Annotated in this window: 13 protein-coding genes; 6 read left to right on the top strand and 7 right to left on the bottom strand. The window is 70.8% G+C overall.

The genetic code is table 11. The annotated features are described in order from the left end of the window. Nucleotides 1-76: 76 nt before the first annotated feature. Together RAH40_RS18085 and RAH40_RS18080 are read right to left on the bottom strand one after the other, a co-directional pair. Entirely contained in the window at nucleotides 77-943 is an 867-nt protein-coding gene (locus RAH40_RS18085; RefSeq protein ID WP_306598997.1) for an NAD(P)-dependent oxidoreductase, read from the bottom strand. Between the two features lie 52 nt (nucleotides 944-995). After that, nucleotides 996-2921 carry a peptidylprolyl isomerase gene (locus RAH40_RS18080; protein ID WP_306598996.1) on the bottom strand — a complete coding sequence of 642 codons (1926 nt, stop codon included), beginning with the start codon at nucleotides 2919-2921 and terminating at the stop codon, nucleotides 996-998. An 87-nt stretch (nucleotides 2922-3008) separates the two neighbouring features. Between RAH40_RS18080 and def the strand changes: the two genes are divergently transcribed. Together def and RAH40_RS18070 are read left to right on the top strand one after the other, a co-directional pair. After that, a complete protein-coding gene (def, locus tag RAH40_RS18075; protein ID WP_306598995.1) occupies nucleotides 3009-3509 on the top strand; it encodes a peptide deformylase in 501 nt (166 codons plus the stop codon). Nucleotides 3510-3512: 3 nt separating this feature from the next. Next, nucleotides 3513-4445, top strand: a complete 933-nt coding sequence (locus RAH40_RS18070) for a methionyl-tRNA formyltransferase (protein WP_306598994.1) — start codon at nucleotides 3513-3515, stop codon at nucleotides 4443-4445. Here RAH40_RS18070 and RAH40_RS18065 read toward each other — a convergent pair. Genes RAH40_RS18065 through RAH40_RS18045 form a run of 5 tightly spaced genes read right to left on the bottom strand, consistent with a single transcriptional unit; the run spans nucleotide 4426 to nucleotide 10371 of the window. Next, complete coding sequence (locus tag RAH40_RS18065) at nucleotides 4426-4671, bottom strand: 4a-hydroxytetrahydrobiopterin dehydratase (RefSeq protein WP_306598993.1); 246 nt, start codon at nucleotides 4669-4671, stop codon at nucleotides 4426-4428. The genes RAH40_RS18070 and RAH40_RS18065 overlap by 20 nt on opposite strands. Next, complete coding sequence (locus RAH40_RS18060; protein WP_306598992.1) at nucleotides 4668-6218, bottom strand: aromatic amino acid hydroxylase; 1551 nt, start codon at nucleotides 6216-6218, stop codon at nucleotides 4668-4670. Before RAH40_RS18060 ends, RAH40_RS18065 begins: the two co-directional genes overlap by 4 nt. A 56-nt stretch (nucleotides 6219-6274) precedes the next feature. Further along, nucleotides 6275-8938: a tetratricopeptide repeat protein gene (locus RAH40_RS18055; RefSeq protein ID WP_306598991.1), complete on the bottom strand. Its 2664-nt coding sequence runs from the start codon at nucleotides 8936-8938 to the stop codon at nucleotides 6275-6277. Between the two features lie 53 nt (nucleotides 8939-8991). Further along, nucleotides 8992-9438, bottom strand: coding sequence for a cytidine deaminase (locus tag RAH40_RS18050; protein WP_306598990.1), 447 nt, complete (start codon nucleotides 9436-9438; stop codon nucleotides 8992-8994). Nucleotides 9439-9444: 6 nt separating this feature from the next. Beyond that, a complete protein-coding gene (locus tag RAH40_RS18045; RefSeq protein ID WP_306598989.1) occupies nucleotides 9445-10371 on the bottom strand; it encodes a DUF58 domain-containing protein in 927 nt (308 codons plus the stop codon). Between the two features lie 85 nt (nucleotides 10372-10456). Between RAH40_RS18045 and RAH40_RS18040 the strand changes: the two genes are divergently transcribed. Genes RAH40_RS18040 through RAH40_RS18025 form a run of 4 tightly spaced genes read left to right on the top strand, consistent with a single transcriptional unit; the run spans nucleotide 10457 to nucleotide 15591 of the window. Further along, the gene (locus RAH40_RS18040; RefSeq protein ID WP_306598988.1) at nucleotides 10457-12034 is read left to right on the top strand and encodes an amino acid permease; all 1578 of its coding nucleotides are present in this window, start codon (nucleotides 10457-10459) and stop codon (nucleotides 12032-12034) included. A 2-nt stretch (nucleotides 12035-12036) separates the two neighbouring features. Next, complete coding sequence (locus tag RAH40_RS18035; protein WP_306598987.1) at nucleotides 12037-12669, top strand: riboflavin synthase; 633 nt, start codon at nucleotides 12037-12039, stop codon at nucleotides 12667-12669. A 7-nt stretch (nucleotides 12670-12676) separates the two neighbouring features. Continuing rightward, nucleotides 12677-13681, top strand: a complete 1005-nt coding sequence (locus RAH40_RS18030; RefSeq protein WP_306598986.1) for a TrkA family potassium uptake protein — start codon at nucleotides 12677-12679, stop codon at nucleotides 13679-13681. Nucleotides 13682-13713: 32 nt separating this feature from the next. Beyond that, nucleotides 13714-15591 carry a cation:proton antiporter gene (locus RAH40_RS18025; protein WP_306598985.1) on the top strand — a complete coding sequence of 626 codons (1878 nt, stop codon included), beginning with the start codon at nucleotides 13714-13716 and terminating at the stop codon, nucleotides 15589-15591. The last annotated feature ends 43 nt before the right edge of the window (nucleotides 15592-15634 follow it).

The following is a 15634-nucleotide window of genomic DNA, read 5'->3' as shown; positions in this document are numbered from 1 at the left end:
AATGCGCCGGCCCATCCCAGAAAAAAACCAACGCCGAGGCGCCGAGGAGGCCGAGGATCGCCGAGAGAAGATGGCCTCAGCCTATGACGATGAGCGCCGTGTCTGTGGCTTCCCTGACTGCATCCGGAAGGAAGAAGTCCGCCACCAGCGGCGCTCCGGGCACTACGGCGTACTCGGAGAAGTCGGTCTTCCCTTCCGCCCTCAGGACCTCCTCATCGATGAAGAAGTTTCCCGTGCAGGCGCGCGAGGGGCGCTGGAAGATCACGGCCGCGGCGTCCCCCATGATCTCGGGTTTGCGGCTCGCGTTGGCCAGGCTCTCCCCGCCCAGGAGGTTGCGGACGGCGGCGGTATCGATGGTGGTGAGCGGCCACAGGGAGTTCACGGCGATGCCGTCCTTGGCCAGTTCCCCGGCCATGCCCAGGGTGCACAGGCTCATGCCGTACTTGGCCATGGTGTAGGCCACGTGCGGGGCGAACCACTTGGCCCGCATGTCCAGCGGCGGCGAGAGGTTCAGGATGTGGGGGTTTCCGGCCTTCTCCAGGTGGGGCAGGCAGGCCTTGGAGCACAGGAAGGTGCCCCGGGCGTTCACCTGGTGCATGAGGTCCCAGCGCTTCATCTCCGTGGCCGCCGTGCCCGTCAGGGAGATGGCGCTGGCGTTGTTCACCAGGATGTCGAGCGTCCCGAAGGCCTCCACGGTGCGGGCCACGGCGGCCAGCACCTGCTCCTCGCTGCGCACGTCGCCCACCAGGGGCAGCGCCTCGCCGCCGGCGGCCCGCACCGCGTCGGCGGCGGAATACACCGTGCCGGGGAGCCTGGGATGGGCCTCGGCGGTCTTGCCGAAGATCGCCACCCGGGCGCCCTCCCGGGCCGCCCGCAGGGCGATGGCGAGGCCGATGCCCCGGGTGGCGCCGGTGATGAAGAGGGTCTTTCCGGACAGGCTCATGGGGGGCTCCGGTGGGTGGAGCCCCGAGTATGCCCCGCGCGGGCCGGAATTTCTATTCGAAGTCGGGGGCGTCCGGAACGTCGCTGCCCATGCGCTTGAGGGCTTCCTCGTTCCTCCAGATGCCGCCGAAGCGGCCGTAGAGGGAGCTGAAGCCGGGGCGCTTGCGGCCCTGCTCGGCCAGGGTCACCAGCTCGGCGGTGAGCAGCTTCTCGGCCACGCCGGTCTGGAGGGCCTCCACCAGGGTGCGGCGGGTCTCGAAGGTGAGGGATGCCGCGGGGGTGCGCTCCTTGATGCGGGCGACCCAGAGCTTGCCGTCGGGGGTCCAGCAGGCGGGCGTGGCCTTGCCGGCGGGGGTCTCCAGGAGGGCCTTGCGGATGGCGGGGTGCTGGCCCAGTTCGGCCAGGCTCTGGATGGTGACGCCGTCCTTGCTTTCGGGGGTGCCCAGGGCCTTCAGGTCGCCAGCGGCCTGGGCGGCCTTGGCCTTGAGGGCGGTGCGGGCCTCCTCGAGCTTCCAGGCCTCCAGGACCTTGGCCTTGATGTCGGCGAGGGGGGGAACGGCGACGGGGAGCTCCTCCTGCACGCGGAAGACCACGTAGGAGCCGCCGGCCATGCGCACCTTGGAGACCTGGCCCACCTCGAGGCGGAAGGCCTCCCCGGCCAGGCCCTGGCTGCCGGGCAGCCCTTCCAGGCCCGCGGCGTCGTTGGCGGTGAGGGGCTTGCTGGTGGCGATCTTGAGGCCCAGGTTCCGGGCGGGGGCGGCGAGGTCGCCGCGTTCGCCGGCGCGCTTACGGAGCTGCTCCAGCTTGTCCTTGGCCTTGGCGGCGAAGGTGTCGCGGGTGATCTGGGCGCGCAGCTCCTCCTTGACGGACTCGAAGGGCTTCTCGCGCCGGCCTTCCAGGCGGATGAGGTGGACGCCGAACTGGGTCTTCACGGGCTGGCTGATCTCGCCGGTCTTCAGGGCCGCCGCGGCGTCGGTGAAGGGCTTGACCATCTGGCCGGGGGCGAACCACCCCAGGTCGCCGCCCTTGCCCTTGGCGCTGGGATCCTCGCTGAAGGCCTCGGCGGCCTTGGCGAAGTCCTGGCCGGCCAGGAGCTTGACGCGCAGCTCGGCGGCCTTCTTGAAGGCCTCACCGACCTGGGATTCATTCTCGGCCTTGAAGAGGATGTGGCTGGCCTTGAGCTCGGTGTACTGCGCCTTGCGGCCGTCGTACAGGGCCTTGACCTTGGCGTCGTCCACGGGCGCGAGGCCCAGGGAGGCCTGGTCCACGGCCACGTAGGCGAGGATCCTGCGGGGGCCCTCCTGGAAGCGGGCGCCGGAGTCCTTGAGGAAGGCCTGCAGCTTGGCCTCCCCGGGATCCGCGATCCCGGAGGGATCGGGAGCGGCGGTGACGAACTCGTAGCTGATCTTCTCGTTGCGGACGCGGTTCTCGAGGTCCACCCACGCCTGGTCGACGGGCACGCGGGAGGCGGCCTGGCCCACCAGCTTGCGCAGGCTGAGCTCACTCGACAGTTCGATCTCCCACTGCTTGAGGGAGGTGCCGTTCTCGCGCAGGACGGAGTTGATGTCCGCGGAGTCCTTGAGCTGGCCGTTGTCGTTCAGGAAGAGGGGGATGCTGCGGAGCCGGGCCTCCAGGGCCGCGCGCACCTCGGCGTCGGTGACGACGATGTCGTGGCGCTCGGCCAGCTCCAGCCGGAGCTGGTTGCTGATGAGGCTGTCCAGGGCCTGGTTCTGCAGCATGGGCATGAGGGTCTCGATGTTGGCCTGCTTGCCCATGCGCTTGAGGTACTGCCCGATCATGGAGTCCACGTCCCGCTTCAGCACGTCCCGTCCATAGACCCGCGCCAGGACGTTGTCCGGAGCGGCCGAGCTGGCCCCGCTCGGCGCGAGGTAGGCCACAAGGCCTAGCAGCACCACCATCATGACCACGGCCATGGGGGTCTGGTTGCCTTTGAACACTTGGCGGAAATTGCGAAGCATGGGTTCTCCACGGGCAGGCCATTGGCCAGGATCTTCTAGGTTATCAAAGGAATGCCGTTTGTCCTAAACTGATTGACCGAGGGTGTCATGGCCGTACGACCAGTGCTCACCTGGGGCGATCCCAGGTTGAAGATAAATTCAAGTGATGTGGGGGATTGGACGCCCGAGCTGGATCAGCTGGTGGCCGATCTCTTCGAGACGACGTACGCCGAGGAGGGGCTGGGCATCGCCGCTCCCCAGGTCGGCGTGAATCTCAATATCGCCGTCATCGACACGTCCTGCGGCGCGGACCCCTCCGCCCGGATCGTCCTGATCAATCCGGAAGTGGTGAAGGAGGAGGGCTCCCAGGTCGGGCCCGAGGGCTGCCTGTCCATCCCCGGCATCCACGAGGTCCTGGAACGGCCCATGAAGGTGTGGGTGAAGACCCGCACCGCCCAGGGCGACTGGGTGGAGCTGCAGGGCGAGGAGCTGCTGGCCCGGGCCTTCTGCCACGAGATCGACCACCTGCGGGGCCGGCTCTTCGTGGAGTACTTCGGACCCGTCAAGCGCCAGATCATCCAGCGGAAGTACGCGAAGTCGAGGGCCTGACCCGTGCGCGCGGCCTTCCTGGGAACCCCGGCGGCGGCCGTCCCGGTCCTGCGGGCCCTGGCGGGCGCCAGGGACGTGGCGGCGGTCTTCTGCAACCCGGACAGGCCCCAGGGGCGCGGCCGCCACCTGGAGGCCCCGCCCGTCAAGCGCGCGGCGCTGGAGCTGGGCCTTCCGGTCCACCAGCCCCTCTCCTGGAAGGATCCCGCCACCCGGGAGGCCTGGGAGGCGCTGGGCGTCGACCTGGCGGTGGTGGTGGCCTACGGGCACATCCTGCCCCGGTGGATGCTGGACGGCTGCCGGCTGGGGGCGTGGAACCTCCACTTCTCCCTCCTGCCCCGCTGGCGGGGGGCCGCCCCGGTGAACCACGCCATCCTCGCCGGCGATCCGGAGACGGGCGTGGGCCTCATGCGCATCACCCCCGGCCTGGACGAGGGTCCCGTGCTGGCCCAGACCCGGCGCCCCATCGGCCTGGGCGACACCGCCGACACCCTCCTGGAGGCCCTGGCCGCGGACGCGGCGGACCTCCTCCTGGAGCACCTCCCCGCCCTGGAGGCGGGCACCGCCGCCCCCGTCCCCCAGGACGGCGCCGGCGCCACGGTGGCCTCCAAGCTGAACAAGGCCATGGCCCTCCTGGATCCGCGGCTGCCCGCCCTGACCCTGCACCGGCAGGTGCGCGGCCTCCATCCCTGGCCCGGGGCGGAACTGCCCTTCCGGGACACGACCCTCAAGGTCTGCGCCGTGGGGGGCCTGCGGCCGGACGGGGCCCCGGCGGGCACCCTGGCCTGGAACCGGGAGGGCGCCTGGCTCACGGCCGGGGACGGCACCGCCCTGGAGCTGACCCTCCTGCAGCGCCCCGGCAAGCCGGTGCAGCCCGCGGCCCAGGCCCTGCAGCCCTGGGGCGCCTCGGGATCGGGCTCTACACTCCGAACGGCTTGACCGCCTCGTCGAAGCGGGCCGCCAGGGTGCGGTCCTTGTCCGTCACGTGCCCGGCGTCGTGGGTGGTGAGGGTGATGCGCACGTAGCCCCACCCAAAGGCGACGTCCGGATGGTGGTTCATGGCCTCGGCGGGCGCCACCAGACGGCTCACGATGTTGAACGACGTCATGAAATCGGGTGTGCGGATCTCCCGCACGAGCCTGTTGTCCTTCTCGGTCCAGGTCATGGATCCTCCGGGTCGTCGAGTTCATGTGAGGCGGCGGGGGTGAGAAGTTCCTCGATCTCCTGGGCCAGGAGCCAGTCCCCGGGGAAGGCCGCCAGCGCGGCCCGGATCTCCCGCAGGCGCTCCGGGGCGGCCTCCCCGCGCCTGCGCAGGGTTGCCACCTCCTCGTAGAGGGCCGCCAGGTCCGGCGGCAGGGACCCGGCCTTGCGCTGGCGCGCCAGACGCTCGGCGTCGCCCGGGGGTCCGCCCCCGAAGTGGCGGTCCCAGGCCTCGGCATCGGCCGGACCGCCTGCCACGCTGGGCAGCTTTCCCGCCAGGAAGAGCAGCGCCCGGGAGGGCAGGTCCAGGGGCCCGGTCCCGGAGGCGCCCTTGAGGTCGATGACCTCGCCCCCGCCCAGCCGGAACCCGGACACCCGCACCCCGCCGGGCAGCTCCAGGGCGAAGGCCCCCGTCTCCGGCAGCGCGCCCGAGCCGAAGGCCACCAGGGCCTGCCCCAGCCACGGCGGACCCAGGGCCCGCCCGCCCCTCGATACCTGGACCGGCCCGTCCAGGGCCACGATGCCCGCCACCCGGCGCGCCACCCGTCCCGTGACCTCCAGGCCCGTGTCCAGCACGAGGTGGTTGACGGTACCCGAGCGCAGGGCCTCCCGGAGCCCGTGGAGGCCGCCCCGCTTCCAGCTGAGGGTGGCCTCGAACGCGTCCAGCACCTCGAAGAGATGCCCGAAGTCCCGGGCGACGTAGAGCCGGGGCTGCATGGTGGTGATGTCGAAGTCCCGGTCCACGCAGTCCAAGGAGAGGGGGACCCTCTCCACCTCCGGCGTGAGGCAGTGCGCGGCCTCGCCCAGGGAGCTGAGGATGCCGGCGCCGTAGATGCGCGGGTCGTCCAGGCTCCCCACGAGGCCGTACTCCGCGGTCCACCAGTAGAGGCGGCTGGCCCGGGTGCTCTCGCTCACGTAGGTCCGGCTGGCCTGGGCCGCCGCGAGCCGCGCCTGGGCGAGGGCCGCGTCCTCCGGGGAGCTGGCGGGGTCCTCCTTCACGACGCTCAGGTGACGCACCGCCTCGTACACCGCCTGGTCCTCCCGGCTGGCGATGGCCTTGAAGCCCGCGACCCCGCAGCGTTTCACGTATTGGGCGTAGTGCGGGTCCGCGAGGATGGGCGCGTGGCCCGCGCTCTCGTGGACGATGTCGGGCGCCGGCGTGTAGCCGATGTGGTCGGCGGAGCGGATGTCGGCGGCGATGGCCAGCACGCCCAGGCTCTGCATCTCCGTGAAGACCGCCGGGGGGATGAAGCCCCGCACCCCCACCGCCCGCCATCCGATCGTCGCCAGGCGCGCATCCATCTCCTCCAGGCTGGGGATCGCCTCCACCCCGATGCCCGCGGCCGCCAGGCCCTCCAGGTAGCTGGGATGGGCGCGGTCCTTCAGGTGGGCCGTGAGCCGGGTGAGGATGTGCCGCCACACGGCCTGATCCCGGGGGGTGTAGTCCCCGTAGTCCTGGGGCACGACGTAGCGCGCCAGGTGGGGGGGCAGGATGGTTTCGGGGGTGGGCATGGCAGCCTCGGACCCACTAAAGATAGAGTCTCAGGCTCAGAAAGGCGCCGGATTTTTTACTGCATCATCCTCGCCACGTCCCGGTAGTCGGGATCCTGTCCGGCCACGATGCGGAACTCTTCCAGCGCCTCGTCCCGGCGCCCCTGCTCCAGCAGGATCAGGCCCAGGTCGTAGTGGAGCCCCATGGCGTCCTCGGGCGGGAAGCCCGGGGCCTCGATGCCCTGGCGCAGCCAGGCCACGGCGGCTTCGGGGTTGTTCTGGGCCTGCTCGCAGATGGAGAGCATCGAGCAGCACTCCAGGGTGCGCTCGGGGTCGCGCATGGCCTTCTTGAACTCCTCGATGGCGGGGTCCAGGAGGAGCATCTCCTTGTAGGCGATGCCCAGGTTGTAGTGGGTGTCGTAGTCGTCGCCCTTGACCTGCTGCTCCACGCCTTCCCGGAAGGCGTTGAACAGTTCGTCCACGCTCTGGATCTTCTCCACCACGTTGGTGGCGTCGTGCATCTCCTCGCCTTCGCCGGATTCCAGGAGGGCGTCGCCCAGCACGTCGGAGAGGTCGAAGAAGGAGTGCTCGAAATCGGCCTCGGACAGCTTTCCCGCGCCGGGCTTCTTGCCCAGGCGCTGCAGGGCGGTCTCGGCCTGGTCCAGGCGGGACAGCAGTTCGGGGTGCCTGGGGTAGATCTGGAGGGCGCACTCGACCTCGATCTTGGCTTCCTCCGGGCTGCCGTAGTCCAGCTGGAAGTCGATGTCGGAGAGGGTCGAGGCCAGGTCCGCGCTCACCTCCACGGGACCCGCGGCGGGCTGGTCCGTGGGGAACGGCAGGGGTTCCAGCTCCAGCGGCGGAAGCTCCTCGGCGCCGGCGGCGGTGATCTCGGACCACTCGTACTCGGGCTGGCTGGGGTAGGCCCCGGTGGTGGCGGCGACAGCCTGGGGCGGCGGTTCCAGGACCTCCCAGGCGGGAATGTCGAAGCCCTCCATGAAAGGCTCGGGGGCTGGCGGCAGTTCCAGGGCCTCGATGGACTGCAGGGGCTCGGGGACCATGGGCACGCCGGGGCGGCTCCGGTCCAGGTCCAGGGAGATGGCGGGGAGCTCCTGGATCGGCTCCAGCTCCATCGGCAGCACCGGCAGCTCCTCCACGGGGGCCGGCAGGGCGATGGGCGGGGGCGCCGCGGCCTGGCGGGGCTGGGCCTCCATGAGGCCGAGGTTGCGCCTGTAGAGCCGCGTGGAGCCGGGGAAGATGGCCTCGGCCAGGTCCAGCAGCTCCACGGCCAGGGCCTTGTGGCCCAGCTCCGCGAGCTTCTCGGCCTGCTTGACGTAGTGCATCTGGACCTTGCTCAGGACGCCGGTGCCCCGGTGGATCTCGGCGATGCGCACGATGGCGTTGTAGTTGGCGGGGTCCAGATCGAGGATCCGGTTGTAGGTCTCCTGGGCCCGGTCCATGAAGCGGTTCTTCAGGGCGTGCTCGGCATCCCGCTCCAGCTGCTGGATCTGCATGCGCCGGGCCACGTCCACGTCCGAGTGCTCCGCGGGCGCTTCGGAGCCGGGGCCGTAGGTGGCCGAGGGCGGGGCGGTGGAGGCCATCACCGCCGGCGTCTCGTCCAGGTCCTTGATGCCCATTCCGTTGAGCTGGGCGCGGAGCTGGCCCGCCACCTCCTCGTCCTCCTTGGACAGGGCGAAGGCGTAGGCCCGGCGCAGGTGCTCCACCTGCTCGACGCGGTTCCCGGACTGGTGGGCGATGTCGGCGAGCTGGATCCAGGCCTCGGCGTTGAATGCGCCGTGCAGGCCCCCCCGCAGCGCCTTGGCGGCGGCCTCGCCCAGGCCGCGGCGGCCGAATTCGCGCCCGATGGGCTTGAAGAGCTTCAGGGCCTCGACCACGTTCCCGCCGCGCACCATCTCCCGGAGGGCGCGCTCGGCCAGGGCCAGGGACTTCTCGGGCAGCTGGGGCACCTCGCACAGGGCCTCCAGGGCCCGGTCCGGGGCCTTGGACTGCAGCTCCACCTCGGCCAGCGCATCCAGGAGTTCCGCGGAACGGGGGTTGGCGGCGAGGCCCTCCCGCAGGTGGGCGGCGGCGGCGGGCAGGTCCTTCTGGATGACGGCGAGGCGGGACTGGGTGAGGAACACCTGGGGGGTGGAGACCATGGTCTTGGCCCGCTCCAGGATCTGGCTGGCCTCCACGTGCATCTGCTCCAGGGCCAGGGCCTCGGCCACCTCCAGGTAGATGGCCGCGGCCTTCTCCCGCATGCCCTCCTTGTTGTAGAGATCGGCCAGCTTGACCTTGTTCTTCAGGTTCTTGGGATCCAGGTCCACGACCTTGGCGAATTCCTCCAGGGCGCGCTTGAGCAGGCCCTTCTTGGTAAAGGACTCCGCCACCTCGATGTGGATCTGGATGGCGTCCTTGATCATGTTGGTCTGGCGGTAGAGCTCGGCCAGGCGCTCGCAGATGTCCAGGTCGTCGGGCTGCGTGCGGTGGGCCTTCTTGAACACGGCGCTGGCCTTGGCGTTGAAGCCGCCCCGCTCGAAGCCCATGCCGGCCCGCTTGAACATCTCGATGGCTTCGGGGAGCTTGCCGGCCTGCAGGTAGGCGTCCCCCACCCGGTTCATGAGGTTGAAGTCGTCGGGCTTGTCATCAATGAGCTTGAGGAACTCATCAATGGCGCGATCGAGCCGGCCCTGGCCCATGAAGGTCTCGGCCTGCTTCTGGATCTTGGCTCGGTCAATGGCCATTGCGCGCCTCTGGATTTCGAACCGGAAGGGACTCCCGGTGGCTCAAGGATGGATCAAGCGTTGAGGTTCCGCACCGTGAAAGCGTGGGGAAGGAGGTCGGCCAGGCTGTGGAGGGTCCGGTGATGCCGGTTCACCAGCAGGATGGGCAGGTCGTCCGCGAACTCGGCCAGCACCTGGCGGCAGGCGCCGCAGGGCGGCGTGAGGGTGGAGGCCTCGGTGACCACCACCAGGGCCGACATCTCCCCGGGCTTCATCCCCTGGGAGACCGCGGCGCAGATGGCGGTGCGCTCGGCGCAGAGCGAGGACGGGTAGGCCGCGTTCTCCACGTTGCAGCCGGCGACGATGCCGCCCCCGGCGCGGAGGAGCGCGGCGCCCACGTGGAAGCTGGAATAGGGGGCGTGGGCATGTTCCCAGGCCTTCCATGCCGCCTCCACCAGGGCGTCCCACGCGTGGGACTGGGGGTCGTTGAAGTACATGTCCACCTCGAAGCGAATAGTCAATTCATCCTAGTCAGATTCCGGCCCCCTGCACAGGCCTCCGGCCTGGGCCCGGGCCAGGGCCCGCCAGCAGCGGGTGTAGCCCTCCAGCTCCACCCGCCCGTCCAGGCCCGAGAGGTCCAGCAGGACCTGGCGCCGCTGCAGGCGGGCCTGGAGGATGCTGCCCGAGAGCACTTCCAGCTCCCTTTCGAAGGCGCCGCCGGGCTCCCAGGCCCCCAGGTCCAGCCGGAGCCGCACCCCGGCGGACTCCTCGTCCTCGAAGGTGCGCACCCAGGGCGACCCGCGCTGGGCGGTTCGCTTCCAGTGCACCCGGCTCAGGGGATCCCGGTCCCGGAAGGGCCTGGCCCCGTCGGGGCTCGCCGAGCCCGGCCGGGTCCGGGGCCGCGACCGGTCCCCTTCCGCGTCCTGGCGCGGGGGCAGGGAGCGGGGGTGGGGGAGGATGAGGATCCGCTGCTCCAGGGGGAAGCGCCAGGCCTTCTCCAGGAACCCGAAGGGAAAGCCCGTGCGGAACTCCACGGAGCGCAGCCCGGCCCAGCCCCGGCGGGCGGGCTTGACGTGGAGGGTGGCCACGGCATCTCCCTGCCCTTCGCCCCCGGCCAGGAACCCCGGTTCCACCCGGGCGTCCTCCATGTCCAGGTGGATCTCGACGCCCCGCATGCGGGCGGGCGCGTCGTTCCGGAACCGCACCCGGATCCCGCCCCGCACGCGGGCGAAGATGTTGCCCTCCTCCACGGACCGCAGGTGGAGCCCCTGGATGGCGCGGCGGCTCACCCAGCCCGAGGCCAGGAACAGTCCCAGCATCAGCGAGAAGACCAGGTACAGGAGGTTGTTGCCGGTGTTCACCGCCGCCGCGCCCATGGCCAGCATGGCGACGAGGTACTGGATGCCCAGCCGGGTCACGGTGAGCCGCAGACGCCTGTCCCGCCAGAGGTCCATTCAGGTATGTCCCCAAGTGCAGCGCTTTCCCATTACCATGAACACAGCCCACCCCAATCCAAGAATGACGTCAGGATATCCCCCCATGCTGAAAAAACTTTTCCGCTCGAAGTCCCTCGAATCCCTCCGGGCCCAGGCGGATGAACCGGAACACCAGCTCAAGAAGAACCTCGGCACCTTCGACCTGACCATGTTCGGCATCGGCGCCATCATCGGCGCCGGCATCTTCTCCAGCATCGGCACCGCCGCCGCCGGGAACCTGGCCGACGGGCGCTGGCCCGCGGGCCCCGCCCTGGTCATCAGCATCCTCCTGGTGGCCGTGGGCTGCGGTTTCACGGCCCTGGCCTACGCGGAGCTGGCGTCCATGATCCCGGTGTCGGGCTCGGCCTACACCTACGCCTTCGCCACCATGGGCGAGCTCATGGCCTGGATCATCGGCTGGGACCTCCTGCTCGAATACGCCGTCAGCAACGTGGCCGTGGCCATCTCCTGGGGCGACTACGCGCGCAGCTTCCTGGCCAACGTCCTGCACATCCGCATCCCGGGCTGGCTCGCCATGGACCCCCGGAGCGCCCTGGCGCTGGTCCAGGGGACGCCGCCGGCTTCGCTGTCCCGGAAACTCGAGGTCCTGGCCCAGGCCCGGGCGGGGCACCTGGACGGGGCCTCCTTCTTCGCCAACTGGGACGTCCTCCGGGAGGCGCCCCTGGTCCACGGCTTCCCCTTCACCATGAACCTGCTGGCGGTGGTCATCACGGTGCTCGTCACCTACCTGGTCTACCTGGGCATCAAGGAGAGCGCCCGCGCCAACGCCGTCATGGTGGTGGTGAAGGTGGCCATCCTCATGGCGGTGGTGGCCATCGGCTTCCGCTTCGTGCACCCGGAGAACTGGCACCCCTTCGCACCCCACGGATTCAAGGGGATCCAGGCGGGAGCCGCGATCATCTTCTTCGCCTTCATCGGCTTCGACGCCGTGAGCACCACGGCGGAGGAATGCAGGGATCCCGGCCGCAACCTGCCCCGGGGCATCCTTTTCTCCCTGGGCATCTGCACGGTCATCTACGCCCTGGTGGCCCTGGTGGTCACGGGCATGCTGAAGTACACCCAGCTGGCCGGCAAGGCCGACCCGCTGGCCTACATCTTCACCCAGAACCACATGGCCGGCGTGGCCGGGGTGATCTCCTTCGGGGCGGTCATCGCCACCACCGCGGCGCTCCTGGTGTACCAGGTGGGCCAGCCCCGCATCTTCATGGCCATGAGCCGGGACGGGCTCCTGGGCCCCTGGTTCGGCAAGCTCAGTCCCAGGCACCGCACCCCCTCCAACGCCACCTTCCTCACCGGGGTCCTGGTGGCCGTTCCCGCGGCCCTGCTCAACATCGACGAGGTGGTCGAGCTCACCAACATCGGCACGCTGTTCGCGTTCTCCATCGTGTGCGGGGCGGTCATGATCCTGCGCCTGCGCCGGCCCGAGGCCCCGCGGCGCTTCCGCATGCCCTGGATCTTCGTTCTGGCCCCGGCGGGCATCCTGGCCTGCGTGTGGGTCGCCTGGGGCCTGCCCTGGGTGACCTGGGTCCGGTTCGTGGTCTGGCTCGCCATCGGCCTCGTGATCTATTTTGCCTATGGCCAGCGCAACAGCGTGCTGCACACTGGAGCCGAGGAAGCCTAGTCATGTTCACCGGTCTCGTACGCCATCTCGGAACCCTTCAAGCCCGCCAGCCCCGCGCCGGGGGGGCCCGCCTCGTCATCGCCGCGCCCCCCGAGCTCCTGGAGAGGGCCGAGGAGGGCGCCAGCATCTGCACCAACGGCGCCTGCCTCACGGCCGTGAGCCGGGACCTGCGCACCTGGCAGGCCGACCTCTCCGACGAGACCCTCCTCAAGACCACCCTGGGGCGTCTGGCGCCGGGGGACCTGCTGCACCTGGAGCCCAGCCTGCGCGTGGGGGACCCCCTGGACGGGCACCTGGTCGCGGGCCACGTGGACGGCGTGGGGCGGCTCCTGGAGCGCACCCGGGGGGAGGGGCTGTGGCGCTTCTCCATGCCCGCGGACCTGGCCCCCATGACCGCGCCCAAGGGCTCGATCGCCGTGGACGGGCTGTCGCTGACCGTGGTGGACTGCGGCTCGGACTGGTTCACCGTGGCCCTGATTCCCGAGACCGTGCGCCGCACGCGCCTGGAGGGGATGGCCGCGGGCGCCGAGGTCAACCTCGAGGCCGACCCCGTGGGCCGGTTCGTGGCGAGGGCCCTGGCCGTGCGGGACGCCGACGGGAAGCTCCAGCGCTTCGCCCAGGGCGGATGGGGCTAGGGCTCCGATGAAGGAGCTCCCGCCCATCCGGCGCCTGGCGCAGTCCCTGTGGCTCCTCACCATCGTGGCCGTGGCCGGGGCCGTGGGCTTCCGGGTCCTGGACCATGCGAGGTGGCTGGACGGGTTCTACTACGCCGTCACCACCCTGGTGGGCTTCCGGGACTCGCACCCGGCCAGCCCGGGCCTCAAGATCTTCACGATGGCCTACATCATCACCGGCATCGTGGTGGTGGGCATGGCCTTTTCCAATCTCCTGGCCCTCCTGCTGGAGGGGGACCTCAAGGGCTACTTCCTGGAGCGACGCATGCAGAAACGCCTCAACGCCCTCAAGGACCACATCATCGTGTGCGGGTTCGGCAAGACGGGGTTCCAGGCCGCCTGGGAGCTCAAGCAGGTGGGCGTGCCCTTCGTCCTCATCGAGAAGGACGAGAGCAAGAGCCACAACGCCCGGTTCGAGGGCGAGCTGTTCCTGGTGGGCAACGCCATGGACGAGGCGATGCTGGAGCGGGCCGGCATCGCCCGGGCCAAGGGCCTGATCACCACCCTCCAGACCGACGCCGACAACGTGCTGGTGACCCTCACGGCCCGGCAGATGAATCCGGCGCTCTCCATCGTGGCCCGCTCCACCAAGCTGGGCACCGAGAACAAGCTCAAGGCCGCCGGCGCCGACCACATCGTCAGCCCCTACGAGATCGGCGGCCGGCGCATGGCCTCGCTCCTGCTGACGCCGGACCTCCTGAACTACGTGGACGTCATCCTCGACAAGAAGCAGATGGAGATGGCCATCGAGCACATCCTCGTGCGGCCCGAGTCCTTCCTGGTGGGAAAGAGCATGCGCGAAGTCCGGCTGCGGGACCGCACCGGGGCCCTGATCGTGGGCATCAACCGGCCCATGGAGGGCCTGCGCTTCAACCCCACCGGCGCCGAGGTGTTCGAGGCCGGGGACGTGCTGCTGGCCATGGGCAGCCATGAGGCCCTGGACGCCCTGGTGAAGGTTTCCCGGGGGGCCTGAAACGTACCCGGCCCTGGACGCATCTCAAGGCCATGGAGTCCAATTCGCACCTGCTGATCGTTGATCTCGCCACCGTCCTGGGCGTGGCGGCGCTGACCACCCTGCTGTTCCGCCGGCTGCGCCAGCCCGCGGTGCTGGGCTACCTCCTCGCGGGCCTCATCGTGGGGCCCCACGTGCCGGTGCCCCTGGTGGCCCATCTCCAGAACGTCCAGACCCTGGCCGAGCTGGGCGTGATCCTGCTGATGTTCTCCGTGGGGCTGGAATTCGATTTCCGCAAGCTGGCCCGGGAGGGGGTCCCCGCGGTGTTCCTGGGGGTGGTCCAGGTGGGCCTCACCACCTGGCTGGGCTACCTGGCCGGGCGCGGACTGGGCTGGGGCCCGCGGGAGAGCACCCTCATGGCCGCGGCCCTGGCGGTGTCGAGCACCATGATCATCGCCAAGCTCTTCGAGGAGCACGGCGCCAAGGGCCCCTTCCGGGACCTGGTGTTCTCGGTGCTGGTGGTGCAGGACCTGTTCGCCATCCTCCTCCTGGCCGGACTGGACACCTCGTCGGCCGCGGCCGGCGGCGTGGGCTGGGCCCTGGCCCGGGTGGGACTCTTCCTGGCAGGCCTCCTGGGGCTGGGCGGGCTGCTCCTGCCCCGCCTGCTGCGCTGGGCCGCCGACCACGGCCGGGACGAGACCCTGCTGGTGGCCTCAGTGGGGGCCTGCTTCACCTGCGCCGTGCTGGCCGCCAAGTTCGGGTGTTCCCCCGCCTTGGGGGCCTTCGCCGCCGGGATGCTGGCCGCCGGGAGCCGGCGAGTGCGCCCCATCGAGCGCCTGGTGCTCCCCGTGCGGGACCTTTTCGGCGCCATCTTCTTCGTGGCCGTGGGCATGCTCATGGACCCGCGGGTCCTGGCGGGCCAGGCCGGCCCCATCCTGCTCCTCTCGGCCGTGGTGCTCCTGGGCAGCGCCGCCGGCGGCGCCCTCGGGGCGGCCGCGGCGGGCATCCCGGCGCCCTCCGGCCTGCGGGTGGGGCTGACCCTGGCCCAACCCGGCGAACTCTCCTTCGTCCTGGTGGGCGTGGGCGCCGCCGCGGGCATGCGGTTTCCCCAGGCCCTGCCCGTGGTGGTGGGGGTCGCCCTCGTGACGGCCGTGGCGGGGCCCTTCTTCTTCCGCCGGGGGGAAGCCATCGCCCGCTTCTTCGACCGTGCCATTCCGGCCCCGGTCCACCGCTCACTCGCCCGTATCCACGGCTGGACCACCGGCCTGCGCGGGAGGGGTTCCGGCGGGGCCGCCGGCACCCCCATCGGCTACCTCTTCGTGGACGCCCTTCTCTTCAACCTCCTCGCCATCGGCGCCATCCAGACCCGGCACCACCCCCTGGCAATCGCCCATCCGCTCGCCGCAGGGGTGCTGGTGGCGGCGGGCCTGGTCTTCCTGGGCTGGGCGCTGTACCGCAGGACGGGCCAGCTCGCCGGCACCCCCGGGCTGCAGGCCGCCCTGCTCCTGGCCCTGGCCGCCCCGAGCCTCGCGGTGGTCCAGCCCCTGCTGCCCCGGGGACCCGCCCTGGCGCTGGCGGCGGGCATCCTGGTGTGCGTGGGGATCCTCAGGCGGATCCCCCGGCGCAGCTCCACCCTCGGCTCCCAGTGGCTGCTGGAGAGCGTGCGGCGTCCCTGGCGGGAGGGCGCCCCCGAAGCGGAACACGTCCTGGCCGCGCTGCCCCTCGCCCCGGAGTCCCCCTTCGCGGGCCGTCCCCTGGGCGACCTGGAGCTGGCCCTGGAGGAGGCCCAAAGCCCCGCGATCGTGGCCGTCGAGCGCGCCGGGCAGTGGCTCCCGGCCTCTCCGGGGCTGCGGCTCCAGGCGGGGGACAGGGTCGCCCTGAACGGCACGCCCTCGGCCCTGGGCGCCGCGGAAGGTCTCTTGCGGGGCTAGCTTGACTGGGTGGGCCGACCCTGCGGATGAGCCCACCCAGTCA

This window comes from Geothrix sp. 21YS21S-2 (genome assembly GCF_030846775.1).
Taxonomy (GTDB): domain Bacteria; phylum Acidobacteriota; class Holophagae; order Holophagales; family Holophagaceae; genus Mesoterricola.
This window is presented reverse-complemented; position numbering and strand designations above follow the sequence as displayed.